General features: G+C 62.7%; 20 protein-coding genes and 1 pseudogene. 14 read left to right on the top strand and 7 right to left on the bottom strand.

Annotation, left to right across the window (positions count from 1 at the left end):
• The first annotated feature begins 32 nt into the window (after positions 1 to 32).
• The 3 genes from ACMGGG_RS19915 to yjiA all read left to right on the top strand — a co-directional run bounded on the left by ACMGGG_RS19915 (position 33) and on the right by yjiA (position 3,365).
• Positions 33 to 2,099, top strand: coding sequence for a carbon starvation CstA family protein (locus ACMGGG_RS19915; protein WP_063546133.1), 2,067 nt, complete (start codon positions 33 to 35; stop codon positions 2,097 to 2,099).
• 13 nt (positions 2,100 to 2,112) lie between these two features.
• Entirely contained in the window at positions 2,113 to 2,310 is a 198-nt protein-coding gene (locus ACMGGG_RS19910) for a YbdD/YjiX family protein (protein WP_054894051.1), read from the top strand.
• 80 nt (positions 2,311 to 2,390) lie between these two features.
• The gene (yjiA, locus tag ACMGGG_RS19905) at positions 2,391 to 3,365 is read left to right on the top strand and encodes a GTPase (RefSeq protein ID WP_414154263.1); all 975 of its coding nucleotides are present in this window, start codon (positions 2,391 to 2,393) and stop codon (positions 3,363 to 3,365) included.
• A gap of 68 nt (positions 3,366 to 3,433) precedes the next feature.
• Here the strand turns inward: yjiA and glyA are convergent, their stop codons facing one another.
• Positions 3,434 to 4,687 (bottom strand): serine hydroxymethyltransferase, encoded by a 1,254-nt coding sequence (glyA, locus tag ACMGGG_RS19900; RefSeq protein WP_054894053.1) that lies wholly within the window; start codon positions 4,685 to 4,687, stop codon positions 3,434 to 3,436.
• A 324-nt stretch (positions 4,688 to 5,011) separates the two neighbouring features.
• Positions 5,012 to 8,833: an EAL domain-containing protein gene (locus ACMGGG_RS19895; RefSeq protein WP_414154262.1), complete on the bottom strand. Its 3,822-nt coding sequence runs from the start codon at positions 8,831 to 8,833 to the stop codon at positions 5,012 to 5,014.
• A 371-nt stretch (positions 8,834 to 9,204) separates the two neighbouring features.
• Here ACMGGG_RS19895 and ACMGGG_RS19890 point away from each other — a divergent pair, with 371 nt between their 5' ends.
• Positions 9,205 to 9,597: a hypothetical protein gene (locus tag ACMGGG_RS19890; RefSeq protein WP_414154261.1), complete on the top strand. Its 393-nt coding sequence runs from the start codon at positions 9,205 to 9,207 to the stop codon at positions 9,595 to 9,597.
• Positions 9,598 to 9,683: 86 nt separating this feature from the next.
• Here ACMGGG_RS19890 and ACMGGG_RS19885 read toward each other — a convergent pair whose 3' ends face one another.
• On the bottom strand, positions 9,684 to 9,983 hold the full coding sequence (locus tag ACMGGG_RS19885; RefSeq protein ID WP_414154260.1) for a hypothetical protein: 300 nt from the start codon (positions 9,981 to 9,983) through the stop codon (positions 9,684 to 9,686).
• A 360-nt stretch (positions 9,984 to 10,343) separates the two neighbouring features.
• On the opposite strand from ACMGGG_RS19885, the pseudogene ACMGGG_RS19880 reads away from it, so the two are divergent.
• The 5 genes and pseudogenes from ACMGGG_RS19880 to gdhA all read left to right on the top strand — a co-directional run.
• Positions 10,344 to 10,604: pseudogene (locus tag ACMGGG_RS19880) on the top strand (general stress protein); the annotation flags it as partial.
• Entirely contained in the window at positions 10,590 to 10,697 is a 108-nt protein-coding gene (locus ACMGGG_RS19875) for a general stress protein (protein WP_231100338.1), read from the top strand. The pseudogene ACMGGG_RS19880 and the gene ACMGGG_RS19875, both read left to right, overlap by 15 nt.
• A 60-nt stretch (positions 10,698 to 10,757) precedes the next feature.
• Positions 10,758 to 11,633 (top strand): manganese catalase family protein, encoded by an 876-nt coding sequence (locus ACMGGG_RS19870; protein WP_054894057.1) that lies wholly within the window; start codon positions 10,758 to 10,760, stop codon positions 11,631 to 11,633.
• A 385-nt stretch (positions 11,634 to 12,018) separates the two neighbouring features.
• Positions 12,019 to 13,686 (top strand): energy-dependent translational throttle protein EttA, encoded by a 1,668-nt coding sequence (gene ettA / locus ACMGGG_RS19865; RefSeq protein WP_054894058.1) that lies wholly within the window; start codon positions 12,019 to 12,021, stop codon positions 13,684 to 13,686.
• A 299-nt stretch (positions 13,687 to 13,985) separates the two neighbouring features.
• Positions 13,986 to 15,326, top strand: coding sequence for an NADP-specific glutamate dehydrogenase (gene gdhA, locus ACMGGG_RS19860; RefSeq protein ID WP_125931421.1), 1,341 nt, complete (start codon positions 13,986 to 13,988; stop codon positions 15,324 to 15,326).
• Between the two features lie 107 nt (positions 15,327 to 15,433).
• On the opposite strand, the gene ACMGGG_RS19855 is transcribed toward gdhA, so the two are convergent.
• The 4 genes from ACMGGG_RS19855 to ACMGGG_RS19840 form a co-directional block, all read right to left on the bottom strand.
• Positions 15,434 to 15,931 carry a GreA/GreB family elongation factor gene (locus ACMGGG_RS19855; RefSeq protein WP_063546126.1) on the bottom strand — a complete coding sequence of 166 codons (498 nt, stop codon included), beginning with the start codon at positions 15,929 to 15,931 and terminating at the stop codon, positions 15,434 to 15,436.
• Positions 15,932 to 15,999: 68 nt separating this feature from the next.
• Positions 16,000 to 16,356 carry a hypothetical protein gene (locus ACMGGG_RS19850; protein WP_054894060.1) on the bottom strand — a complete coding sequence of 119 codons (357 nt, stop codon included), beginning with the start codon at positions 16,354 to 16,356 and terminating at the stop codon, positions 16,000 to 16,002.
• Between the two features lie 110 nt (positions 16,357 to 16,466).
• The gene (locus tag ACMGGG_RS19845) at positions 16,467 to 18,320 is read right to left on the bottom strand and encodes a DUF4105 domain-containing protein (protein ID WP_112899170.1); all 1,854 of its coding nucleotides are present in this window, start codon (positions 18,318 to 18,320) and stop codon (positions 16,467 to 16,469) included.
• Between the two features lie 78 nt (positions 18,321 to 18,398).
• Positions 18,399 to 18,887 carry a DUF3015 domain-containing protein gene (locus ACMGGG_RS19840; RefSeq protein WP_065864072.1) on the bottom strand — a complete coding sequence of 163 codons (489 nt, stop codon included), beginning with the start codon at positions 18,885 to 18,887 and terminating at the stop codon, positions 18,399 to 18,401.
• 253 nt (positions 18,888 to 19,140) lie between these two features.
• Between ACMGGG_RS19840 and ACMGGG_RS19835 the strand changes: the two genes are divergently transcribed.
• From ACMGGG_RS19835 to ACMGGG_RS19815, 5 genes are all read left to right on the top strand, one after another.
• The gene (locus ACMGGG_RS19835; protein ID WP_054894063.1) at positions 19,141 to 21,579 is read left to right on the top strand and encodes a Lon protease family protein; all 2,439 of its coding nucleotides are present in this window, start codon (positions 19,141 to 19,143) and stop codon (positions 21,577 to 21,579) included.
• A 160-nt stretch (positions 21,580 to 21,739) separates the two neighbouring features.
• Positions 21,740 to 22,078, top strand: a complete 339-nt coding sequence (locus ACMGGG_RS19830) for a hypothetical protein (protein ID WP_054894064.1) — start codon at positions 21,740 to 21,742, stop codon at positions 22,076 to 22,078.
• 99 nt (positions 22,079 to 22,177) lie between these two features.
• A complete protein-coding gene (locus ACMGGG_RS19825; protein ID WP_003247486.1) occupies positions 22,178 to 22,666 on the top strand; it encodes a TIGR00645 family protein in 489 nt (162 codons plus the stop codon).
• A 136-nt stretch (positions 22,667 to 22,802) separates the two neighbouring features.
• Positions 22,803 to 23,108, top strand: coding sequence for a DUF6482 family protein (locus ACMGGG_RS19820; protein WP_414154259.1), 306 nt, complete (start codon positions 22,803 to 22,805; stop codon positions 23,106 to 23,108).
• An 86-nt stretch (positions 23,109 to 23,194) separates the two neighbouring features.
• Positions 23,195 to 23,812 carry an FKBP-type peptidyl-prolyl cis-trans isomerase gene (locus ACMGGG_RS19815; protein ID WP_054894067.1) on the top strand — a complete coding sequence of 206 codons (618 nt, stop codon included), beginning with the start codon at positions 23,195 to 23,197 and terminating at the stop codon, positions 23,810 to 23,812.
• The last annotated feature ends 110 nt before the right edge of the window (positions 23,813 to 23,922 follow it).

Below are 23,922 nucleotides of genomic sequence, written 5' to 3'. Positions count from 1 at the left end.
GTCTATTCCAACCACTTAGCTGGAAGCATGCCATGAATAACAATAACAGCCTGCTACGTCACATTCCGTGGCTGGCGCTGGCAGTCATAGGAGCCTGTGCGCTGGGTGTGGTCGCCCTGCGTCGCGGTGAAGCCATCAACGCCTTGTGGATCGTGGTTGCGGCTGTGGCCATCTACCTGGTCGCCTACCGCTACTACAGCCTGTTCATCGCCACCAAGGTGATGCAACTCGATCCGCGCCGGGCTACTCCGGCGGTACTCAACAACGATGGCCTGGACTACGTCCCGACCAACAAGCACATCCTCTTCGGTCACCATTTCGCCGCCATCGCTGGCGCCGGCCCGCTGGTCGGTCCGGTGCTCGCCGCGCAGATGGGCTACCTGCCCGGTACGCTCTGGCTGATTGCCGGCGTTGTACTGGCAGGGGCCGTGCAGGACTTCATGGTCCTGTTCCTCTCCACCCGCCGTAACGGCCGTTCGCTGGGCGACATGGTGCGTGAGGAAATGGGCCGCATTCCGGGCACCATCGCCTTGTTCGGCTGCTTCCTGATCATGATCATCATCCTCGCGGTGCTGGCGCTGATCGTGGTCAAGGCCTTGGCCGAGAGCCCATGGGGCATGTTCACGGTGATGGCGACCATCCCGATCGCCATGTTCATGGGCATCTACATGCGCTTCATCCGCCCGGGTCGCATTGGCGAGATTTCGCTGATCGGCGTGGTGCTGCTGCTGGCATCGATCTGGCTGGGTGGCGTGATCGCGGCCGATCCGGTGTGGGGCCCGGCGTTCACTTTCACCGGCGTGCAGATCACCTGGATGCTGGTCGGCTATGGCTTCGTCGCCGCCGTGCTGCCGGTGTGGCTGGTGCTGGCACCGCGTGACTACCTCTCGACCTTCCTCAAGATCGGCACCATCATTGGCCTGGCCATCGGTATCCTGATCATTGCGCCTGAGCTGAAGATGCCGGCCCTGACCCAGTTCACCGACGGTACGGGGCCTGTGTGGAAGGGCACCCTGTTCCCGTTCCTGTTCATCACCATCGCCTGCGGCGCGGTGTCCGGCTTCCATGCCCTGATCAGCTCGGGCACCACGCCCAAGCTGCTGGACAACGAAACCAACGCCCGCTACATCGGCTACGGCGGCATGCTGATGGAGTCGTTCGTCGCCATCATGGCCATGGTCGCTGCTTCGGTGATCGAGCCGGGTGTGTACTTCGCCATGAACAGCCCGGCCGCCGTGGTCGGTGCCGACGTCGTGTCGGTGGCGCAGACCGTCAGCAGTTGGGGCTTCACCATCACCCCCGAGCAGCTCGAGGCCACTGCCCGTGACATCGGCGAGCACACCATCCTGGCGCGTGCCGGTGGTGCGCCGACGCTGGCGGTGGGGATCGCGCAGATCCTCCACCAGGTACTGCCGGGTGAAAACACCATGGCCTTCTGGTACCACTTCGCGATTCTGTTCGAGGCGTTGTTCATCCTGACCGCCGTGGATGCCGGTACCCGTGCCGGGCGCTTCATGCTGCAGGACCTGCTGGGCAGCTTCGTGCCAGCGCTCAAGCGCACCGAGTCGTGGACGGCCAACCTGATCGGCACCGCCGGTTGCGTGGCCCTGTGGGGCTACCTGCTGTACCAGGGCGTGATCGACCCGTTGGGCGGTATCAACACCTTGTGGCCGCTGTTCGGTATCTCCAACCAGATGCTGGCCGGTATCGCGCTGATGCTCGGCACCGTGGTATTGATCAAGATGAAGCGCGAGCGCTATATCTGGGTCACCTTGCTGCCAGCGCTGTGGCTGCTGATCTGCACCACCACCGCAGGCCTGATCAAGCTGTTCGACCCGAACCCTGCGGTCGGCTTCCTGGCCCTGGCCAAGAAGTACAGCGCCGCGCTGGATGCCGGTCAGGTCCTGGCACCGGCCAAGGACATCGGCCAGATGCAGCACGTGATCTTCAACGCCTACACCAACGCCGGTCTCACCGTGCTGTTCCTGGTGGTGGTGTTCAGCGTACTGTTCTTCGCCATCAAGGTCGGCATCGCCGCCTTGGGTCGCAAGGAGCGCAGCGACAAGGAAACCCCGTTCCAGGCCCTGCCTGACGCTTGAGAGGATTGCAGCGATGTTCAACGACCTGGGGCGACTGGGTAAGTATCTGGGGCAGGCTGCCCGACTGATGGTTGGTATGCCCGACTACGACACCTATGTCGAGCACATGCAGAACAAGCATCCGGACAAGCCGGTGATGAGCTACGAGGACTTCTTCAAGGAGCGCCAGGAAGCTCGTTATGGCGGCAAAGCCGGCCCCAAGTGCTGTTGAGCCTGCACCCTGCTTGAACCTGTGGGAGCCCGCGCAATCGGGCTCCCACAGTCATTTTCGGCTTCAATGGAGGCAAACGCGTGCATACCCCCATTCCCGTCACCGTGCTCACTGGCTTTCTCGGTGCTGGCAAGACCACCCTGCTCAAGCACATGCTCAAGGCCGAGCATGGCCTGAAGATCGCCGTGATCGAGAACGAATTCAGCGAGGCGGGCATCGACAGCCAGCTGCTGGGCGACGAACCGGTGCAGGTGATGACCCTGGCCAACGGTTGTGTGTGCTGCAGCATCCATGGCGACCTCACCCGTGCCCTGTACCTGCTGCTCGAACGCCTGGATGCCGGTGAAATCGCCTTCGATCGTCTGGTAATCGAGTGCACCGGCCTCGCCGACCCGGCGCCGGTGGCGCAGACCTTCTTCATCGACGAGGAGCTGCGCGAGCGCTATATCCTCGACGGCATCATCACCCTGGTGGACGCCAAGCATGCCGAGTTCCACCTGACCCAGACCATCGCCCAGGCCCAGGTCGGGTTTGCCGATCGCCTGCTGCTGAGCAAGACGGACCTGGTCGAAGCAGACGTGGTCGACGCGCTGCGCGAGCGTTTGGCACGGATCAATGGCCGTGCACAGATTCGCGTGGTCGAGCATGGCCGTATCGACCTGGCCGAGCTGCTCGATGTGCGCGGTTTCAATCTCAACCCGGACTTGGGACTGAGCTCGAGGCCGACCCTGCGCCCGGTGCTCAGGCCCGCGACCCCGGACCGTATCTCCACCCTTGTGCTGCGCACGGAAAAGCCGCTGGACATCGACCGTCTCAGCGACTTCATGAACGAGCTTCTGGAAGAGCACGGCAAGCAATTGCTGCGCTACAAGGGAGTACTGAACATCGCAGGCGAGGACCGCCGGCTGGTGTTCCAGGGCGTGCTCAAGCTGTATGGCTTTGACTGGGATGCCGAGTGGAAGGAGGGCGAGGCGCGCGAAAGCGTGATGGTGTTCATCGGGGATGAGCTGCCGCAAGACAGCATACGCGAGGGTTTTGCCGCCTTGGCCGGCTGACAGGGCCTCAAGACATCAGCAAAAAGCCCGGCACAAGGCCGGGCTTTTTCACATCAGGCGATTGCCAATCAGTTGCCGTACACCGGCAGCTTCTTGCAGATGGCCTTGACCTTCTCGCGAACGGCGTCGATCACCGCTTCGTTGTTCAGGTCGGCGAGGATGTCGCAGATCCAGCCGGCCAGCTCGCGGCACTCGGCTTCCTTGAAACCACGGGTGGTGACGGCTGGGGTGCCGAAGCGCAGGCCCGAGGTGACGAACGGCGAACGTGGGTCGTTCGGGACCGAGTTCTTGTTCACGGTGATGAAGGCTTTGCCCAGTGCGGCGTCAGCGTCCTTGCCCGAGATTTCCTGCTTGATCAGCGACAGCAGGAACAGGTGGTTTTCGGTGCCGCCGGAAACGACGTCGAAGCCACGCTCGATGAACACGCTGGCCATGGCCTGGGCGTTCTTCACCACTTGCTGCTGGTAGGCCTTGAACTCAGGCTGCAGCGCTTCCTTGAAGCAGATCGCCTTGGCGGCGATGACGTGCTCCAGCGGACCACCCTGGGCGCCCGGGAAGACTGCGGAGTTCAGCTTCTTCTCGATGTCGGCGTTGGCGCGGGCCAGGATCAGGCCACCACGTGGACCACGCAGGGTCTTGTGGGTGGTGGTGGTGACCACGTCGGCGAATGGTACTGGGTTCGGGTAGACGCCAGCGGCGACCAGGCCAGCGACGTGGGCCATGTCGACGAACAGGTAGGCACCGACTTTGTCGGCGATTTCGCGGAAGCGGGCGAAGTCCAGGACCTGCGAGTAGGCGGAGAAGCCGGCGACGATCATCTTTGGCTTGTGCTCGACAGCCAGGCGCTCGACTTCGTCGTAGTCGATCAGGCCGTTGCCGTCGATGCCGTACTGGACGGCGTTGTACAGCTTGCCCGAGGAGCTGACGCTGGCGCCGTGGGTCAGGTGACCGCCGTGGGCCAGGCTCATGCCCAGGATGGTATCACCGGCCGACAGCAGGGCCAGGTAGACAGCAGCGTTGGCTTGCGAGCCAGCGTGCGGCTGGACGTTGGCGTAGTCGGCGCCGAACAGCTCCTTGGCGCGGTCGATGGCCAACTGCTCGACGACGTCGACGTACTCGCAACCGCCGTAGTAGCGCTTGCCTGGGTAGCCTTCGGCGTATTTGTTGGTCAGAACCGAGCCCTGGGCCTCCATGACCGCTGGGCTGGTGTAGTTTTCCGAAGCGATCAGCTCGATATGCTCTTCCTGGCGCAGGGCTTCTTGCTGCATGGCTTCGAAGAGCTCGGCGTCGTACTTGGCAATGGTCAAATCACGGCTGAACATGGCGGTCCTCAAGGATCGGGGCTGAATTGGGATGGCATTCTAACCGATTGGGTCGGGGCTGGCATATGAAGTGGCATCAAGTCGCGGACCAATGGGCTTCATGTTGCAGGCCGCGCGGGGACTGGGCTGAGGCAGGGCGCTAGTTGACTCCGAAGTCCGTTTTTTTCGATGCCTGGTGGAGGCAGGATTGGTGTCCAACTTCTTGGGGGCAGCCCACCCTGTAGGAGCGGGCTTGCCCGCGAACACGGGCGTAGCCCGTGCCAGGCGGCGCGGTGTCCTTTTCGCGGGCAAGCCCGCTCCTACAGGGACTGCGTGGCGGCACGATCACTGAAACATGAACAAGGTTTCGTTGCTGAACTGCGCCTCGAACTGGTTGGCCGGCATCGGGCGGCCGAACAGGTAGCCCTGGACTTCGTCGCAGCCATGCTCGCGCAGGAACTCCAGCTGTTCATGCGTTTCCACGCCTTCGGCGATCACCGCCAGGTTGAGGCTGTGGGCCATGGCGATGATCGCCCGTGCGATCTGCGCATCCTGCTCGCCTTCGGGCAGGCCGTCGACGAAGGTACGGTCGATCTTCAGCACGTCGATGGGGAACTGCTTGAGGTAGTTGAGCGATGAATAGCCCGTGCCGAAGTCGTCCACCGCGATGCTCAGCCCCAGGTTCTTCAGGCTGTCGAGGATCTGCATGGCCTCGTTGACCTCGCGCATCAGGATACTCTCGGTCAGTTCCAGTTCCAGGCACGCCGGCGGCAGGCCGGTCTCCTCGAGAATAGTGGCGATCCGCTTGCCCAGCTGGCCGTCGGAGAATTGCCGGGCCGAGATGTTCACCGACACCTTCGGCACCCGCACCTTGGCCTTGTGCCAGGCCTTGAGCTGGCGGCTGGCCTCGCGCAACACCCAGTCGCCGACGTCGACTACCAGGCCCAGTTCCTCGATCACCGGGATGAAGTCGCCCGGCGGCACCAGGCCGCGGCGTGGATGGCGCCAGCGCAGCAGCGCCTCGGCGCCGGTCAGGCGCTTGCCGTCGCCGCTGAACTGCGGCTGGTAGTAAAGAATGAACTCGTTCTGCTCCAGGGCGTGACGCAGGTCGCTTTCCAGCTCCAGGCGCTCCAGGGCGCTGGCGTTCATGTCGGCCTGGTAGAACTGGAAGTTGTTCTTGCCGCGCTCCTTGGCGTGGTACATCGCCGTATCGGCGTTCTTCATCAGCTGGCTCAGCTCGTTACCGTCCTGCGGGCTGAGGGCGATGCCGATACTGGCGGTGACGAAGAACTCGCGACTCTCCAGCACGAATGGCCGCACCAGGCTGGCGAGGATGTTCTCGGCGACGTGAATGGCGCGGTTCAGCGCCATTTCACGGCTGGTACGCGACTGCAGCAGCAGGGTGAACTCGTCGCCGCCCATGCGTGCCACGGTGTCGTCTTCATCGACACAGGCCAGCAGGCGCTCGGCCATGTCCTTGAGCATGCGATCGCCGGCGGCGTGGCCGAGGGAGTCGTTGATCGGCTTGAAACGGTCAAGGTCGAGGAACATCAGCACCACCCACGACTTGTGCCGCTCGGCCTGCTGCAATGCCGTGTGCAGACGGTCCTGGAACAGGGTGCGGTTGGGCAGGTGGGTGAGGGCGTCGTAGTACGCGAGGCGGTGGATGCGCTGCTCGCTGGCCTTGCGCTCGCTGATGTCGGTGAAGAAACACACATAGCTGGCCAGGTCGCGCTCATCGTCGAGCACCGCGGTGATGCCCACCCAGGCCGGGTAGTGCTCGCCGCTGCGGCGCTTGAGCCACACTTCACCTTCCCAGGTGCCGCGTTGGTTCAGTTGCTTGAGCACATAGCCCAGGTGCGCGTCCTGCTGGCCTTCGACGGTGAGCATGTTCGGGCGTTGGTCGAGTACTTCATCGGGCGCATAGCCACTGACCCGGCTGAAGGCCTCGTTGACCTGGACGATATAGCCCGCCGGGTCGGTGATCAGGATCGCCGAGGTCGAGTGCTCGAATACCGTCGCGGCCATGCGCAGGTCTTTCTCGGCGCGTCGTTGCTGGCTGATGTCGCGCGCTACCCCAAGGACGCCCTCGAAGCGCTCGTGGTCGTCCCACACCAGCACCAGGCGCAGCTCGATGGGTATCTTGCGACCGTCGGCACGCAGGCAGTCGAACAGGAACATCTGGGTCGGCAGCTGGCTGCGCAACTGGCGCAGTTGCTCGCGGTCGTCCAGCGCCTTGCTGACCCGCTCCATGAGCGTCTGCATGCCGCTGAGCTGGGAGGGGTTGGCGATGATCGATGGCCAGCCGTTGTCGAAGATGTAGTCCACCGAGTAGCCCAGCACCGTCTGCACCGAGGGGCTGATGTAGTTGAGCTGCAGTTGGTTGTCGGTGGAGAAGATCACGTCACTGATGCTTTCGGCGAGCATCCGGTAGCGCTGCTCGCTGTCACGCAGCGACTGGCTGGCCTCGATCTGCACTGTGACATCCTTGCCCACACCGATGATCCGCGTGACCTGGCCTTCGCCATCACGGGCCAGGACCTGCTCGCGGATGTCGTAGCAGCGCCAGCCGCCGTCGCGGTGGCGGAAGCGCAGTTGGCAGTGCAGTGACTGGCTGTGACCGCTGTCGCGCTGTTGCTGGCGCAGGCTGCGGTAGTGCTCGGCATCCTCGGGGTGCAGCAGCAGCTCCCAGAAGTGATCGCCCATCTGCGCAAGTTCCGAGCGGTCGTAGCCCAGGGTTTGTCCCAGGTGGCGGTTGCTGAAGATCATGCGTCGGTTGTGCACGTCCTGAACGTAGAGCTGGTCGGGTACGGTACGCACGACGTCCGACCAGAAGCTCTCACGTTCGAGCAGCGACAGTTCGACCTGCTTGCGGCTGGTGATGTCGCTGATGCTGAGGATCACGGCCTGGTAGTCGCGCCGCTGCTGGGGCAGGCGGGCCATCAGCCACAGGTGCAGCTCGCCACCCAGTGGCGCGGGCAGGCGTACTTCGAGCTCGAACTGTGCGCGCTGCTCGATCAGCGCGTCGAGCAACTGCATGCCGATGCTTTCGCGGCCGTCGCCGCTACCCTCGATCAGCCGTTGCCAGGCGCCCTCGTTGCAGGTCACGTTGAGCAACTGGCGTGCAACTTCGTTGATCTCGGTGATCTTCAGTTCCTGCAGCAGGTTGCGCCGCAGGCCCGGCTCCAGTGCCAGGCTTTGCTTGAGTGCGGCGAGGTTGCGCAGGTGGTAGCGATCGAGCTGGCCGGGCAGGCTCGACAGGTCGAGCACGCACAGGGCCACGCCGGTGCTCTCGAAGATATCCTGATAGCGCCGGCGGTCTTCCTGCAAGGCACGCTGGCGACGGCGCATGTTGATCAACGCCAGGCCCGGCAGCAGGGCGCAGAACAGCACCAGCAAACTCTTGCCCAGCAGCGCGGGCAACAGTTTCTCGCGGGCCGAGGTCGGGTCGTACAGGCCGCGGACCTGCCAGGTGCTGTTGTCGATGAAAGCCAGCAGCACGCTGTGCAGTGCCGATGGGTTGGCGTGGGCGACACCGCTGCGCTCGATCACCGCGCCGTCACGGCTGTTTTCCAGCAGCCAGAGCGGGTGGATCGGCGTGTTGAGCTTGCTGGTCAGCTCCTGGTAGTAGTCGGTGGACAGGCGCAGCAGCCAGTAGCCGCGGTCCTGTTCGGCGGGCTGGCGCAGCAGCAGGTAGACCAGCTGGTTGTCGCTCGAATTGCCATAGAAGTAGGCATTACCATGGTTCAGGCGCACCAGGCCGTCGATCGTTTGACGGTCTGGGCTGTCGCGCAGGCTGTCGCCGCGGATCTGCCCATTGCTGTCCAGCCAGGCCAGGCCGCGCAAGGCCGGCAAGCGTCCCCTGAGGGTCTGCAGCAGCGCCGGCAACGCCGCCGGTGACGGTGGCTTGACGTAGGGCTGCACCAGATTCATGGCTTGCTGCGCCTTGAGCGCCATGTTCAGGGTGAGGTGGTCGGCCAGTTCCGCACTCGTCGCCACGCTTTGCTGGCGCAAGTCGGCCTGTGTGTGGCGGAACTGCGAGAACAGTTGCCAGAACAACAGACCCAGCAGGACCAGGGCCAGCAGAGCAAGCGCACCCTTGAGCGAGCCTCGCAACGAAGCAGACGGCGCAGGGCGCTGGATGGGCGGTTGGGTGAAGTTGGTCAAGCGTTGGTCCTGCGATTGGGCTGGCGAAGGCAGGGGAGATCATGCACGCGGCATGCCGCCGTGGCGCACTATAAGGCCGGACATACGAAAGCGGCTAGGCTCAACCTCATATGTATCTGCACTCGCCCATACTGCGTTGAAACGGAGCGAGCAATGCGCATGTACTTCAGTACACTGGGCTTGCTCGCTCCGTTTCGCCTTGTCTGGCCTTCGCGCAGACACATTTCAGACTGACCCTAGCATGCCTTGGATTATGGCAAAGTGCCAGTCCATATGTCGCCGATCCAGCGCTGACCACGCATTCGGCAACCCGCTTCCACCTGTGCGAGAATGCCGGCCGTTTCATAGTCAATGCATCGGAGAAGTACGGTTTGGTTACTCACTATTCCACCAATGGCCTCGATTCCGCCTGTGGGCGCAGCAGTCAGACCCTGGTCAGCACTGCCGTGGCCGACGACGTATCCTGCAAGTCCTGCCAGCGCTCGTTCACCAAGCCCGACGCCGCGGCTGCGCAGCGCAAGACACCCTCGCTGGCCGAGCTGCGCAAGTCGGCCAAGGTTGCTGTCGAGCCTGTCGTGGCGGCGGTCGTCACGGCCGATTTGGAGCCCGCTGCCAAGGTTGTGAACAAGTCGGCGAGCAGGTCCGTCCAGACCCCTGCCCGTGCCGGCGGTTTCAGCGCCAAGGCTGCCTGGGCTGCGCGCCTGGCCGAACAGAGCGGGCAGTCTCGCCTGCCGCGCGGCATGGGCAAGCAACGCCACGTCTGAGTCACGCTGCTTGTGGTGGCGAGGCTTGCCTGCGAAAAAGCCCCTGCGCTGTCTGGCACCCGCCAAGCCGGTGTTCGGGGCCAGGCCTATCGATCTGTTACCCGTTCGTCATTGAACGCCTGGCCCTCGATCGCGATGCGCCTGGCATACCCGACGCCCCATACCAACGCCCGGCTCATGTTTTCGCCCGGGCGTTGGAGATAGGCTTGTTCGTATAACGCGGAGCCATCGGCGCGATAGACACCGATGAACAACTGTGTCGCCCCCGTACGTGACAAGCGTGCCTGCACTTCAAGGCAGGCTCCGGTGTCCAGCGTCTCCTCATGGATTTGGTGGTGCAGGATCGGGTCGTACCACTGTCGATAGGTCTTGCCTCTTTTTTTCATCTGCCTACCCTCTGCATTGTTGTCAGCGGTAGATCACTTCCTGTGCGTATTCCGTCCAATTCAAACGGCACCATCGGACAGTCGGCAGACGTGTACAAATAGTCCTTGTTTGTACACCTAAGTTGTCATCAATCCATAAATCCAAGCCCATCCCTGATTGTCATTGGACAAGACTTTCGGGCCGTTGATAAGCGTGGCTGATATGCCCGCTCGCCAGGTTTGTGTCTACAAGATTAAAGACTCAAGTTCATTAGAGCCTTTCGTCCCCGCATTCAAAATCTTTTGCACGATGAGCCGCTTGCCCCCGGTCACTCATTTACACAGACCGTTCTGTGTAACTAACGACATGAGGTGTCAATCATGGCTAACAATCAAGACAATCGTGGCAATCAGGGTGGTAATGCCAACACCAATCCGGGCAACTTCGCCAACGATCGCGAAAAAGCCTCCGAAGCGGGACACAAAGGCGGCCAGGTGTCTGGGGGTAACTTCAAAACCGATCCGGAACGCGCTTCGGAAGCAGGTCACAAAGGTGGTCAAGCATCCGGTGGCAACTTCAAGAACGATCCTGAACGTGCCTCCGAAGCTGGCCATAAGGGAGGCCAGGTGTCGGGCGGCAACTTCGCCAATGATCGTGAGAAAGCCTCCGAAGCGGGGCGTGTCGGTGGACAGCATAGCCACGGCGGCGGTCGCAAGAGTGACGACAACCGCTAGTCATCCGTGAAAAGCGCAAGGGCAGCCGAGCTGCCCTTATGCGTTGATGAGGACCCGCTTATGTTCATGCACAACAAACGATTGCAGTACACCGTGCGCGTGGCGCAACCCAATCCCGGCCTTGCCAATTTGCTCCTTGAACAGTTCGGAGGTCCACAGGGTGAGCTGGCTGCAGCCATGCGCTATTTCACCCAGGCTGTCAGTGAGGACGATCCAGGACGCAAGGACATGCTCTATGACATTGCGACCGAAGAACTCAGCCACCTGGAGATCATCGGTTCGATCGTGGTGATGCTCAACAAGGGGGCCAAGGGCAACCTGGCCGAAGGCATAGAGAGCGAGGGCGAGCTTTACCGCTCGCTGACCGGCGCCGGCAACGACTCCCACATCACAAGCCTGTTGTATGGGGCTGGGGCGCCGCTGGTGAATTCCGCCGGCGTACCCTGGAGCGCAGCCTACATCGATACCATTGGCGAACCGACTGCCGACCTGCGTTCGAACATTGCCGCCGAGGCTCGCGCCAAGATTGTCTACGAACGGCTGATCAACGTCACCGATGATCCTGGCATCAAAGATGCGCTGGGTTTCCTGATGAGTCGCGAGATCGCCCACCAGATGTCGTTCGAAAAGGCGTTGCACGCCATCCAGCCAAACTTTCCACAAGGCAAGCTGCCAGGAGACCCTGAACTCAATCGCACCTACTTCAATCTGTCCAAAGGCGGTGAAATGCGCGGGGCGTGGAACGAGGGACAAGACTGGGTCTACGTCGACGAACCCCAGCCTGCAGTGGACGGCGGCGATGGATCGGCCAGTGTCCAGCTCGATGAAACCAGTGCGCAGGTTGTCGAGGCAATGAAACTCCGTACTCAGTCGAATCCAGAGGCGCAACCTTTGACCGGGGCGGAGCTCGGCAAGGTCAACAATGGACAGCAATGAGAAACACCCCGCGCCGGAGCTGATTCGGCGCGGGGCGCTGGTCAACGCTTGGCTTCGGTGTCTGGAGGGGCGATCGGGCCGGGAACGCGCGGGTCACCTCTGGCAATTGGTCCGTCAGCCATTCAGCCATGGCCACTTCTTCCTTGAGAGTTGAGCAGCAGGCTTGCGCAGTGGCTCTCTCTTCGACCGCAACCCTATATGGGCCGCCCCGCAAGCGCTGCCGCGGGCGTTTGGCCAGCGACATAAGACCTCTTTTCAGACAGGGCACATCGTACCCAGCAAGCGAATTTGCGCTGAACGCCCTTAAAGCTCGACAATGGCCCATTTTGCAAAGCTGGCCAGGTAGTTGTCAGTTTTATTCACGTTTGTGCAAGAGGTCCTCAGAATGGCTCAATACGTCTACACCATGCATCGGCTGAGCAAAGTCGTGCCGCCGAAGCGGGAAATTCTCAAGAACATCTCCCTGTCGTTCTTCCCCGGCGCCAAGATCGGCGTACTGGGCCTGAACGGCGCCGGTAAGTCCACGCTGCTGCGGATCATGGCGGGTGTCGACAAGGAATTCGATGGCGAAGCCCGTCCGATGCCCGACATCAATGTCGGCTACCTGCCGCAGGAGCCCCAGCTGGACGCGAGCAAGACCGTGCGTGAAGTGGTCGAGGAAGCGGTCAGCGTGATCAAGGATGCGCAGGCGCGCCTGGACGAGGTCTACGCGGCCTACGCCGACCCGGATGCCGACTTCGACAAGCTGGCCGCCGAGCAGGCCAAGCTCGAAGCCATCCTGCAGGCCGCTGACGGCCATAACCTGGAGCGTCAGCTGGACGTCGCCGCCGATGCCCTGCGCCTGCCGGCCTGGGATGCGAAGATCGAACACTTGTCCGGTGGCGAGAAGCGTCGTGTGGCCCTGTGCCGCCTGCTGCTGTCGGCCCCCGACATGCTGCTGCTGGACGAACCGACCAACCACCTGGACGCCGACTCGGTAGCCTGGCTGGAGCGCTTCCTGCACGACTTCCCTGGCACCGTGGTGGCCATTACCCACGACCGTTACTTCCTCGACAACGTCGCCGGCTGGATCCTGGAACTGGACCGCGGCGCGGGCATCCCGTACGAAGGCAACTACTCGGGTTGGCTGGAAGCCAAGTCGGAGCGTCTGGCGCAGGAATCCAAGCAGCAAAGCGCCCACGAGAAGGCCATGAAAGAGGAACTGGAGTGGGTCCGCAAAGGCGCCAAGGCTCGCCAGTCCAAGTCCAAGGCCCGTCTGCAGCGTTTCGAAGAGATGCAATCGCAGGAATTCCAGAAGCGCAGCGAGACCAACGAGATCTACATCCCGGCAGGTCCGCGCCTGGGCGACAAGGTCATCGAGTTCAAGAATGTCTCCAAGGGCTATGGCGATCGCGTGCTGATCGACAACCTGTCGTTCTCCATGCCAAAAGGCGCCATCGTCGGCGTTATCGGTGGTAACGGTGCGGGTAAGTCGACCCTGTTCCGCATGCTGATGGGCAAGGAGCAGCCGGACTCGGGCAGCATCGAGATCGGTGAAACCGTGCAACTGGCCTGCGTCGACCAGAGCCGCGAGGACCTGGACGGCAGCAAGACCGTGTTCCAGCAGATCTCCGACGGTTCCGACCAGATCCGCATCGGCAACTACGAGATCCCGTCGCGTACCTACGTGGGCCGCTTCAACTTCAAGGGCGGCGACCAGCAGAAGTTCGTCAAGGACCTCTCCGGTGGTGAGCGTGGCCGTCTGCACCTGGCGCTGACCTTGAAAGAGGGCGGCAACGTCCTGCTGCTCGACGAACCGTCCAACGACCTCGACGTCGAGACCCTGCGTTCGCTGGAGGAAGCCCTGCTGGACTTCCCGGGCGCCGCCATCGTGATTTCCCACGACCGTTGGTTCCTGGACCGTGTGGCGACCCACATCCTGGCCTACGAAGATGATTCGAACGTGGTGTTCTTCGAGGGCAACTACACCGAGTACGAAGCCGATCGCAAGAAGCGCCTGGGCGACGCCGCTGCCCAGCCGCACCGGGTACGGCACAAGAAGCTGGCGCAGTAAGCCGGTTTCACTTGCACAAGGATGGGGCCCTCAGGGGCCCCATTTTTGTGCCTGGCTGGGAGCGGTGGTGGCTTCATTCGCGGGCAAGCCCGCTCCTGCAATGGCTTGGAACTGCACGCTTCCCTGTAGGAGCGGGCTTGCCCGCGAATGCCACACCTCGGTGACAATTTGTATACATTTATATAAAACGCACCAAAAAAATTCAGAAAAACGACATTTTGCCCTGTTCCAGTGCGATTGCTTCTTGATAGAGTCCGGAAAAAATCAATAAGTCCAATCCTCTTGGTGAGATGTCTACCATGATCGAATCCGTCGACCATTTCCTTGCACGCCTGAAGCAGCGTGACCCTGCCCAACCCGAATTCCACCAGGCCGTCGAAGAGGTGCTGCGCAGTCTCTGGCCATTCCTCGAAGCCAATCCCCACTACCTGCAGGCCGGCATTCTCGAACGCATGGTCGAGCCGGAGCGTGCGGTACTGTTCCGTGTGTCGTGGGTCGATGACCAGGGCAAGGTCCAGGTCAACCGCGGTTATCGCATCCAGATGAGCAGCGCCATCGGCCCGTACAAGGGCGGCCTGCGTTTCCATCCGTCGGTGAACCTGGGTGTGCTCAAGTTCCTGGCCTTCGAGCAGGTGTTCAAGAACTCGCTGACCTCGCTGCCCATGGGGGGCGGCAAGGGCGGCTCGGACTTCGACCCCAAGGGCAAGAGCGACGCCGAAGTCATGCGCTTCTGTCAGGCGTTCATGAGCGAGCTGTACCGCCACATCGGTGCTGACCTCGACGTGCCGGCCGGCGATATCGGTGTGGGCGCCCGTGAGATCGGCTTCATGTTCGGCCAGTACAAGCGCCTGGCCAACCAGTTCACCTCGGTGCTGACCGGCAAGGGTATGACCTACGGCGGCAGCCTGATCCGTCCTGAGGCCACCGGCTACGGCTGCGTGTATTTCGCCGAAGAGATGCTCAAGCGCAAGGGCCTACGCATCGACGGGCGTCGCGTGGCCATCTCCGGTTCTGGCAACGTCGCCCAGTATGCGGCGCGCAAGGTCATGGACCTGGGCGGCAAGGTGATCTCGCTGTCCGACTCCGAGGGCACGCTGTTCTGCGAGGCCGGGCTGAACGACGAGCAGTGGGATGCGCTGTTGGAGCTCAAGAACGTCAAGCGCGGCCGCATCAGCGAGCTGGCCGAGCGTTTTGGCCTGGAGTTCCGCAAGGGCCAGACGCCGTGGAGCCTGCCGTGCGACATCGCCCTGCCGTGCGCCACGCAGAACGAACTGGACCTCGAGGATGCCCGCACACTGCTGAGCAACGGCTGCATCTGCGTGGCCGAAGGCGCCAACATGCCGACCACGCTCGAGGCGGTGGACCTGTTCATCGAGGCGGGTACCCTGTTTGCACCGGGCAAGGCGTCCAACGCCGGTGGCGTCGCGGTGTCGGGCCTTGAGATGTCGCAGAACGCCATGCGCCTGCTGTGGACGGCGGGTGAGGTGGACAGCAAGCTGCATGCGATCATGCAGTCGATCCACCATGCCTGCGTGCACTATGGCGAAGAGGCCGATGGGTCGGTCAACTACGTCAAGGGCGCGAACATCGCCGGCTTCGTGAAAGTGGCGGATGCCATGCTGGCGCAGGGCGTGGTCTGATTCGAGATCGTCGGGCCGCTTTGCGGCCCAATCGCGGGACAAGCCCGCTCCCACAGGGATTGGGCTGGTCTTCCTGCAGGAATCGCGATTGAGCTGCGCAGCAGCCCCTAACCTTCTCCCAGGATCTCGACCACCTCGATGGACAGATCCCCCGCAGGCCGCCGCCATACCACTTCATCCCCAGGCCCCGCGCCAAGCAGCGCCCGCCCCAGCGGTGAGCCCCAGTTGATCAGCCCCCGCGCTGCATCGGCCTGGTCTTCCCCGACCAGCTGCACCCTGTGCTCCTCATCCTGCTCATCGACGAACCTCACCCGGCTACCGATCTGCACCTTGTCCTGCGAGGTTGCAGGTGGCACCACCTGGGCGCTCTGTACGCGTGCCCGGAAATAGCGCAGGTCGCGCTCGGTATCGGCCAGACGCTGCTTGTCGGCGTGCTCACCCTGGGCTTGCAGATCGCTGTGCAGGGCAATGAGCGCCGCCACGCGTTGCTGCAACTGTGCAAGTCCGCTGGCGGTGACGTAGTTGGGCTGGTCGCTGACCCGTCGCTCCACCGGCTGGCTGGCCTGGGCGGCGGCCTGGTCTTCGTTGACGAATGCTCGGCTCATGAACGGCCTCCTTGTTTCTGGAGACCATGGTGAGGGCTGTAGGGTTTCCCTGAATGTCTGGCTGCGACCTAATTGTGGCGATAGGCGCGCGCGGCACCGCGGTCTTTTTCCTGTTGCCAGTCGCGGTCACGCTCGTCCCAGTAGCGCTCTCGGTACTGGCGCGTGTCTTCGCTGTTCTGCATGGCATGGCACTGGCGAAAGCCGTCGTCCCAACCGCTTTCGTAGCGGCGGTCGTGGAGGTAGCGCGGCACGTCCTTGCGAAAATCACCGACCATCAACCCCGCTGCCTGGCGGCCGCTGCTGCAGCCGTCCTGGAATCCATCGGCATAGGCCGGTGGATAGCCCTGGTCGAGCATCTGCTCGTGGGTGGACTGGCAGCCGACCAGCAGCAGGGTTATCCACAGGGCGAACGCGTACCGCAACATAGACTCTGGACCTCCGGGTGATAGAGGAAGTCTAGGTCGCGGATTGTCGTGGCGATGTCAAAACGCCGTCGAAGGATTGCACGTCATGATGCGAATCCCTGTGAGTGGTATCAGTACTGATACCACTTCAATTCGAGCATCACCTCGTTCTGCGCGGTGGCCAGGTGGCTGAACTCGCGCTTGGCGCTCAACCGCAGGCCCAGGTTCTGCGAAATCTCCCACTGCTGGTTCAGGCTCAGGCTGCGCCGCACTTCGCCATTGGTGAAGTAATCGCCTTTCGCCTCCAGGGTCATGTTGCCCAGCCCGTTGCGCCACAGCAGGCCGCCATTGAAACCGGCTGCCGGCGAGATGAACTCGGCGAAGTCGTTGTGGTGTTCGACCCGCACCGTACCGAGGGCGAAGCCCAGCAGGCCGTCGGCGAGCTGCCAGGTGCCACCGCCGCCACCGTTGACGTGGCTGACCAACACCTCGTCGTCATGCTTGCCCGGCACCCGCTCGAGGCCGCCGGCGACCTGCCACGACCAGGGTTTGAGCAGCTCGTTGCGCGGGGTCAGTGAGCGGATGGTGGCCAGGTCGAGGCGTTGCACCTGCCAGTCGTTGCCCTCGTACTGGCGCAGCTTGAGCTGGAGGATCTCGATCTGTGCGCCGAGCGGGAAGCCGTAGGCGTTGTCGTTGAGGTCGTGGTAGGCCATGCGCAAGCCATATTCGGCGAAGGCGCGGTCTTCGCGGGTGCCGACACCCAACTGCCAGGTCCGCGACTGGTGACCGTCCTCAGGCAGGCCGGGGCGTTCGATCTGCAGCGGTGGCGGCGGGTTGCGGTTGATTGCCCGCAGCAGCTCGAAGCTGCGCCTGGCCTGTTCGGGGTCACGCTCCTGGCCGGTGGCGCGGTAGCGTTCCAGGCGATAGGCCGCATCTTGTACCAGGGCCTGGCGTTCGCGGGGCAGGGCGGTGAACGCGGGGCTCTGCAATTGCGCGGTGTCGGCGCTGACGGCCAATACCTGCTGTTTTTCGTGATGGTCCAGTGGCTCGGCGCGGGCCAGCAGCTCGCGTTCGCGCGATGGCCGGTAGCGCACATCGGACACCAGCCCCGACTGCTTGACGGCCTTGACCGTGTCGGTGGGGATGGCGGTGAGCGGGAACTGCGAGGTCAGGTCCAGCCCGGGGCGGGCGACCTGCAGCAGCTCCAGCAGGCGGTAGGAGCAGTTCTCGTCGAAGAAGAAGTAGTCGAACTGCACCTGCTTGAGTTCCCAGACGTGCTCGACCATGCGCCCGGTCTCTTCAGGCGTCAGGTCCAGCTGGTACTCCCACAGGTCGCGGTTCTCCAGGCTGCGGTATTCGGAGAGTTTCTCCTGGTACGGCATCATCGCGAACAGCCCGGGGTAGCCGCCCATCAGGCCTTTCCAGGCGTAGAGGATGCTGTTGTCGCTGCCTTCGATATAGGCGCCGAAGTTGATCGCGTAGCTGAGTAGCGTGGTGTCGTTGCTGCGGGTGTCGGCCTTGTCGATGCGCAGCAGGGTATGGCCGAACATCGAGGACGGGCTGTTGAGGTAGGCCGCCGGGAAGATCAGCACCGCGCTGTGCGGTGCGACGTCGGCGTACCAGCGGCTGTATTCCTGGCAGTCCGGGGTCGGCAGGTCGCTGAGCTGCAGTTGTTCACGTAGCCAGCGGGTGCGCGCCGGAAAGACGCATTGGGCGTGTTTGTCGCCCAGGCTCGCCGGGGCATACAGCGCATCGACCGTGGCCCGCAGTTCGCGATCCGGATGATGGGCGCCGTCCTCGGCGAGAAAGAATTTGTCGTCGTCCACATAACTGCGCCAACCGCCCAGCTTGGCGGTTTCGTAGTGACCCAGTGCGATCCAGTAGCGGTCGGCGGCCAACTGCTGCACGCGCGCCTCATCCAATGAAGGTGCCGCGTAGGCAGGGGCGCAGGCGCATAACGTCAGGTAGGCGAAGCGTTTGAGCATATCGGGCAACTACTTCTGAATGATGCCGAAGGGAGGCGGGCGAAACCCGCCCCGCAAGCGGGGCGGGCAGGGTCGAACTTACGCTTCGGTAGCGTATTTCGCCAGTTGCGGATCTTTTTTCAGGACCGCGATGGTGTTGTTGTGGACATCTTCGGCAGTGACGTTGGCGCTGCTGAAGATCTGCTGGAAGTGGTCGTGGGTGACCGAGGCGAAGTGCGCGCGGTCTTCGGGTTTGACGCCCAGTACCACGGCGTAGGTGGTCAGGGCTTCGCCCTGGCCCTGGGCCATGTCTTCGGACAGTTCGTTCATGGTGCCATTCATGGCCAGCCACGATTTACCGCCGTAGGTGAGCGCTGCCTTGGTGGAGCAGCCGTTGGTGCCGGAGGTCATGCCGAAGGTGGCGTTACCGGAGGTGCCGTTGGTGGTGGAGGCCAGGAAGTGCGCCGGAGTGCCGCGCTGGCCTTCGAACAGCAGGTTGCCCCAACCGCAGTTCGGGCCGCCTGGCGCTTCGGCCATGGCATTGATCGAAACCGCGGCGAACAAGGTACCCAGAAGAATCCGTTTCATAGCGTTATTCTCTTTTTCGATACGTATCAATGATCAGGGTTGTCTGGCAGTTCACTGCCAGGACGGGGAAGCGTTTTACCCACCCGCGCAGTTTGGAGTTTAGGCACGATCCAATAGTTGCGTAGTTGATTGCGAAAAAATCTTGGACAAACCTTTTTAACGCCTGCGACATAAAGTCCCGCGGAGCCTTGCAAGGCGCGCGCCCCCGGCGCCAGAATGCTGCGTATCCGCCCCGCCGAAGTAAGGAAACCCAATGCCCGATCCTGTTGCTGCGCGCCTGCGTCTCGCGCCCGAAGCCCTGACCCGGCGTTTTTCCCCCGAGCAGTTTGCCTTCACCAACACCGATGATCTGGAGCCGTTTCGCGGAGTACTGGGCCAGGAGCGTGCCGTCGAGGCCCTGCAGTTCGGCGTGGCCATGCCACGCCCTGGCTACAACGTCTATGTGATGGGCGAGCCGGGCACCGGCCGCTTCTCCTTCGTCAAGCGCTACCTCAAGGCCGAGGGCAAGCGCCAGCAGACCCCGGCCGACCGGGTCTACGTCAACAATTTCGAAGACACCCGCGAGCCGCGTGCGCTGGAGTTGCCGGCAGGCACTGCTGGCGAGTTCATCGCCGACATGAACGGTTTGATCGGCAACCTGCTGGCGACCTTCCCGGCGGTGTTCGAGCACCCGTCCTACCAGCAGAAGAAGGGCGCCATCGATCGCGCCTTCAACCAGCGCTACGACCGTGCCCTGGATGTGATCGAACGCGCGTCGCTGGAAAAGGACGTGGCGCTGTACCGCGACGCCAGCAATGTCGCCTTCACCCCCATGGCCGACGGCAAGGCGCTGGATGAGGCCGAGTTCGCCCAGTTGCCTGAAGAGGTCCGCGAGCAGTTCCACGAAGACATCGCCGAGCTGGAGGAGCGTCTCAACGAGGAGCTGTCCAGCCTGCCGCAGTGGAAGCGCGAGTCGAACAATCAGCTGCGCGAACTGAACGAAGAAACCATCACCCTGGCCCTGCAACCGCTACTGGCCCCTCTGTCGGAGAAGTACGCCGAGAACGCTGCGGTGTGCGCCTACCTGCAGTCGGTGCAGTTGAACCTGCTGCGCACCGTGGTCGAGCAACTGGTCGACGATGCCAAGACCGACGCGGTGGCGCGCAAGATGCTCGAGGAGCAATACGCGCCAAGCCTGGTGGTGGGGCATCCGGTCAATGGCGGCGCGCCGGTGGTGTTCGAGCCGCACCCGACCTACGACAACCTGTTCGGTCGCATCGAGTACAGCACTGACCAGGGCGCGCTTTCCACTTCCTACCGCCAGCTGCGTCCCGGTGCATTGCACCGCGCCAACGGCGGCTTCCTGATCCTGGAAGCGGAAAAAATGCTGGGCGAGCCCTTCGTCTGGGATGCACTCAAGCGCGCGCTGCAGTCGCGCAAGCTGAAAATGGAGTCGCCGCTGGGCGAACTGGGCCGCATCGCCACCGTCACCCTGACGCCGCAGATGATCCCGCTCAACGTCAAGCTGGTGATCATCGGCTCGCGTCAGCTCTACTACGCGCTGCAGGACCACGATTCGGACTTCCAGGAGATGTTCCGCGTACTGGTCGACTTCGACGAAGACATGCCGATGGTCGACGAGAACCTCGAGCAGTTCGCCCAGCTGTTGCGCACGCGTACCAATGAAGAGGGCATGGCGCCGCTGACCAGCGATGCCGTGGCGCGCCTGGCGACCTTCAGCGCGCGCCTGGCAGAGAACCAGTCGCGGCTCTCGGCGCGTATCGGCGACCTGTTCCAGCTGGTCAGCGAGGCGGACTTCATCCGCCAGTTGGCCAACGACGAGATGACCGACGCAGGCCACATCGAGCGTGCGCTCAAGGCCAAGGCGACCCGCACCGGGCGGGTGTCGCAGCGGGTGCTCGATGACATGCTCGCCGGCATCATCCTGATCGACAGCGAAGGCGCTGCTATCGGCAAGTGCAACGGCCTGACGGTACTGGAGGTCGGCGATTCGGCATTTGGCATGCCTGCGCGGATCTCCGCCACGGTCTACCCGGGTGGCAGCGGCATCGTCGACATCGAGCGTGAGGTCAACCTCGGCCAGCCGATCCATTCCAAAGGCGTGATGATCCTCACTGGATACCTGGGCAGCCGCTACGCCCAGGAATTCCCCCTGGCGATCTCGGCGAGCATTGCCCTGGAACAGTCCTATGGCTATGTGGACGGCGACAGTGCCTCGCTTGGCGAGGCCTGTACGTTGATCTCGGCGCTGTCGCGCACGCCGCTCAAGCAGTGCTTCGCCATCACCGGTTCGATCAACCAGTTCGGCGAAGTGCAGGCAGTGGGTGGGGTCAACGAGAAGATCGAAGGCTTCTTCCGCCTGTGCGAAGCGCGTGGGCTGACTGGTGAGCAAGGGGTGATCATCCCGCGCGCCAACGTTGCCACGCTGATGCTCGACGAGCGCGTGTTGCAGGCGGTCGAAGCCGGGCGCTTCCATGTCTATGCGGTGAGCCAGGCCGATGAAGCGCTGAGCCTGCTGGTGGGCGAGGATGCGGGGACGCCGGACGAGAAGGGCGAATTCCCTGAAGGCAGCGTCAACGCGCGGGTGGTCGAGCGTCTGCGGGTCATCGCCGAGATGATCAGCGAGGAAGAGATCAAGGAGGCCGAGAAGGAACGGCTGGAGGAGATGGTGGCCCAGGCCAAGCCGGCTTGAGTCAATAATCCGGCGCTGGCGGCCAAGTGCTACCGTTCAGCGCCGGTTTTCCAGCAATGCCCACCTGTCATCTATGCTGGAACTTAAGGAGTTTTCAGGGTTCAGGATGGAAACAGCCTGTCATGCAGGCTGAACAGGGCTTCTCAGAGGGGACGCCGCCATGCGCAACCTCAGCCTCACCCGCCAGTGCCTTGGCCTGGTGACCCGCATCGAGTGCAGCATCCGTCCGCTGGCCGGCGACAACGGCATGTGGACCTTGCTGTTTGCCGCCGGCATGTCCGGTGAACAGCCTTCGGCGATCAAGGCACAAGGGCCGTTTCATGGGCCGATGGTGGCCGAATCGGTGATGAACGCCGTTGTCGACAGCTTGACCCTGCACGGCTACCAGGTGGCTGAAGACCCGCAGATCTGGTGCCTGCACCTGCAGGCGCAATTGCGGCGGATCAACGGAGAACGTTGCCGCAATATTGGGGACTACCAGTTCCGTCCGGATAATTGAAGAGGACTCTGCGGCAACCCGCCGCAGACTTTTGCTGTCATTGATGGCTGGCTATACTCGCGCACGCTTTTCCAGTCCTCTCATGAGTCCCTATCCTCCATGGAACGTATTCTCGAAAACGCGATGTATGCCTCTCGCTGGCTGCTCGCACCCATCTATTTCGGCCTGTCGCTGGGCTTGCTGGCGCTGGCGCTGAAGTTCTTCCAGGAAGTGGTTCACGTCCTGCCAAACGTCTTCGCGCTGAGCGAAGCGGACCTGATCCTGGTGATCCTGTCGCTGATCGACATGTCGCTGGTCGGCGGCCTGCTGGTGATGGTGATGATCTCCGGCTACGAGAACTTCGTCTCGCAACTGGACATCGACGAGAGCAAGGAGAAGCTCAACTGGCTGGGCAAGATGGACTCTTCTTCGCTGAAGATGAAGGTTGCGGCGTCGATCGTGGCCATTTCCTCGATCCACCTGCTGCGCGTGTTCATGGATGCGCAGAACATCTCCACCGACTACCTGATGTGGTATGTGATCATCCACATGACCTTCGTGGTCTCGGCCTTCTGCATGGGCTATCTGGACAAGCTGACCAAGCATTGAGTCGGTGTTGCCCTTTTCGCGAGTTCGCCCGCGAGAAGGGCGACGTGCTTCCGACCGACGAGTGGCCCCTTGTCTAATCCCGGCTTCTGTACAAAAAATGAGCACTCATGTGGGCTTCCCACAGCGAGGTGCATCCATGAACCTGCATCAGCTCAATACCGAGGCCAGGGCCGGCCACGTCGATGAACTCAATCTGATCGCCATCGAAGGCGGCGATTACCTGCTCGAGGCCCGGATCAAGGGTCATGCCCATCCGTTGAACGATCCCCGTGGCGAGCGCCTGCGGGTGCAGTCGGTCGAAGATGCTCGCTTGCTCCTGCAAGCCCTGCCCATGCTGTCGATGAACCTGGTGCACTGGTCGGTGCAGGATGAGATGTGCGGAATGGGCAGCCACCCGGAGGAAGACCTCAAGGTCCCGATATCCCAGCGTTCGGCCTGGTAGCTGCTTCGCGCGGCCCCAGTGTGCTAGGCTGCTTGCCCTTTTGACCAAGGGCGCGGATGCAGTGCGCCCTTAAGCGGAGCAAGCCAATGTCCGAACTCAACCTGTCCACCGACGAATCCCGCGTCAGCTACGGCATCGGCCGCCAGCTGGGCGGCCAGCTGCGAGACAACCCACCACCAGGCGTGAACCTGGAAGCGATTCTCGCTGGCCTGACCGACGCCTTCAACGGTGCCGACAGCCGTGTCAGCGAAGCCGACCTGTCTGCCAGCTTCAAGGTTATCCGCGAAGTGATGCAGGCCGAAGCTGCCGCCAAAGCCGAAGCTGCTGCCGCCGAGGGCAAGGCCTTCCTGGTCGAGAATGCCAAGCGTGATGGCATCACCACCCTGGCTTCGGGCCTGCAGTTCGAAGTGCTGACCGCTGGTAGCGGCGCCAAGCCGAGCCGCGAAGACAACGTGCGTACCCACTACCACGGCACCCTGATCGACGGCACCGTGTTCGACAGCTCCTACGAGCGCGGCCAGCCTGCCGAATTCCCGGTAGGTGGCGTGATCGCTGGTTGGACCGAAGCGCTGCAACTGATGAACGCTGGCAGCAAATGGCGCCTGTACGTGCCGAGCGAGCTGGCCTATGGCGCGCAAGGCGTTGGTAGCATCCCGCCGCACAGCGTGCTGGTGTTCGACGTCGAGCTGCTCGACGTTCTGTAAGACTGCGTTGTCTTCATCGCGGGGCCAGCCCGCTCCCACATGTGCCCTGCAGGCTCTAGTGCGTAGGTGTATTGGTGGGAGCGGGCCTTGCCCGCGAAGAGGCCGGTAAT

Origin of the sequence: Pseudomonas sp. BNK-44-b (assembly GCF_047456245.1) — a bacterium.
GTDB lineage: Bacteria > Pseudomonadota > Gammaproteobacteria > Pseudomonadales > Pseudomonadaceae > Aquipseudomonas > Aquipseudomonas machongensis.
The sequence above is the reverse complement of the archived record's forward strand: the minus strand, read 5'-3'. Positions and strand labels throughout refer to the sequence as shown.

Bases quoted from the DNA above. Each gene is read 5' to 3' on its own strand.
- ACMGGG_RS19815 (WP_054894067.1), top strand. From the start codon at position 23,195: ATGTCCGAACTCAACCTGTCCACCGACGAATCCCGCGTCAGCTACGGC.
- ACMGGG_RS19845 (WP_112899170.1), bottom strand. From the start codon at position 18,320: ATGCTCAAACGCTTCGCCTACCTGACGTTATGCGCCTGCGCCCCTGCC.
- ACMGGG_RS19915 (WP_063546133.1), top strand. From the start codon at position 33: ATGAATAACAATAACAGCCTGCTACGTCACATTCCGTGGCTGGCGCTG.
- ACMGGG_RS19910 (WP_054894051.1), top strand. From the start codon at position 2,113: ATGTTCAACGACCTGGGGCGACTGGGTAAGTATCTGGGGCAGGCTGCC.
- ACMGGG_RS19870 (WP_054894057.1), top strand. From the start codon at position 10,758: ATGTTCATGCACAACAAACGATTGCAGTACACCGTGCGCGTGGCGCAA.
- ACMGGG_RS19820 (WP_414154259.1), top strand. From the start codon at position 22,803: ATGAACCTGCATCAGCTCAATACCGAGGCCAGGGCCGGCCACGTCGAT.
- ACMGGG_RS19850 (WP_054894060.1), bottom strand. From the start codon at position 16,356: ATGTTGCGGTACGCGTTCGCCCTGTGGATAACCCTGCTGCTGGTCGGC.
- gdhA (WP_125931421.1), top strand. From the start codon at position 13,986: ATGATCGAATCCGTCGACCATTTCCTTGCACGCCTGAAGCAGCGTGAC.
- ACMGGG_RS19840 (WP_065864072.1), bottom strand. From the start codon at position 18,887: ATGAAACGGATTCTTCTGGGTACCTTGTTCGCCGCGGTTTCGATCAAT.
- ACMGGG_RS19835 (WP_054894063.1), top strand. From the start codon at position 19,141: ATGCCCGATCCTGTTGCTGCGCGCCTGCGTCTCGCGCCCGAAGCCCTG.
- glyA (WP_054894053.1), bottom strand. From the start codon at position 4,687: ATGTTCAGCCGTGATTTGACCATTGCCAAGTACGACGCCGAGCTCTTC.
- ettA (WP_054894058.1), top strand. From the start codon at position 12,019: ATGGCTCAATACGTCTACACCATGCATCGGCTGAGCAAAGTCGTGCCG.
- ACMGGG_RS19885 (WP_414154260.1), bottom strand. From the start codon at position 9,983: ATGAAAAAAAGAGGCAAGACCTATCGACAGTGGTACGACCCGATCCTG.
- ACMGGG_RS19855 (WP_063546126.1), bottom strand. From the start codon at position 15,931: ATGAGCCGAGCATTCGTCAACGAAGACCAGGCCGCCGCCCAGGCCAGC.
- ACMGGG_RS19825 (WP_003247486.1), top strand. From the start codon at position 22,178: ATGGAACGTATTCTCGAAAACGCGATGTATGCCTCTCGCTGGCTGCTC.
- ACMGGG_RS19830 (WP_054894064.1), top strand. From the start codon at position 21,740: ATGCGCAACCTCAGCCTCACCCGCCAGTGCCTTGGCCTGGTGACCCGC.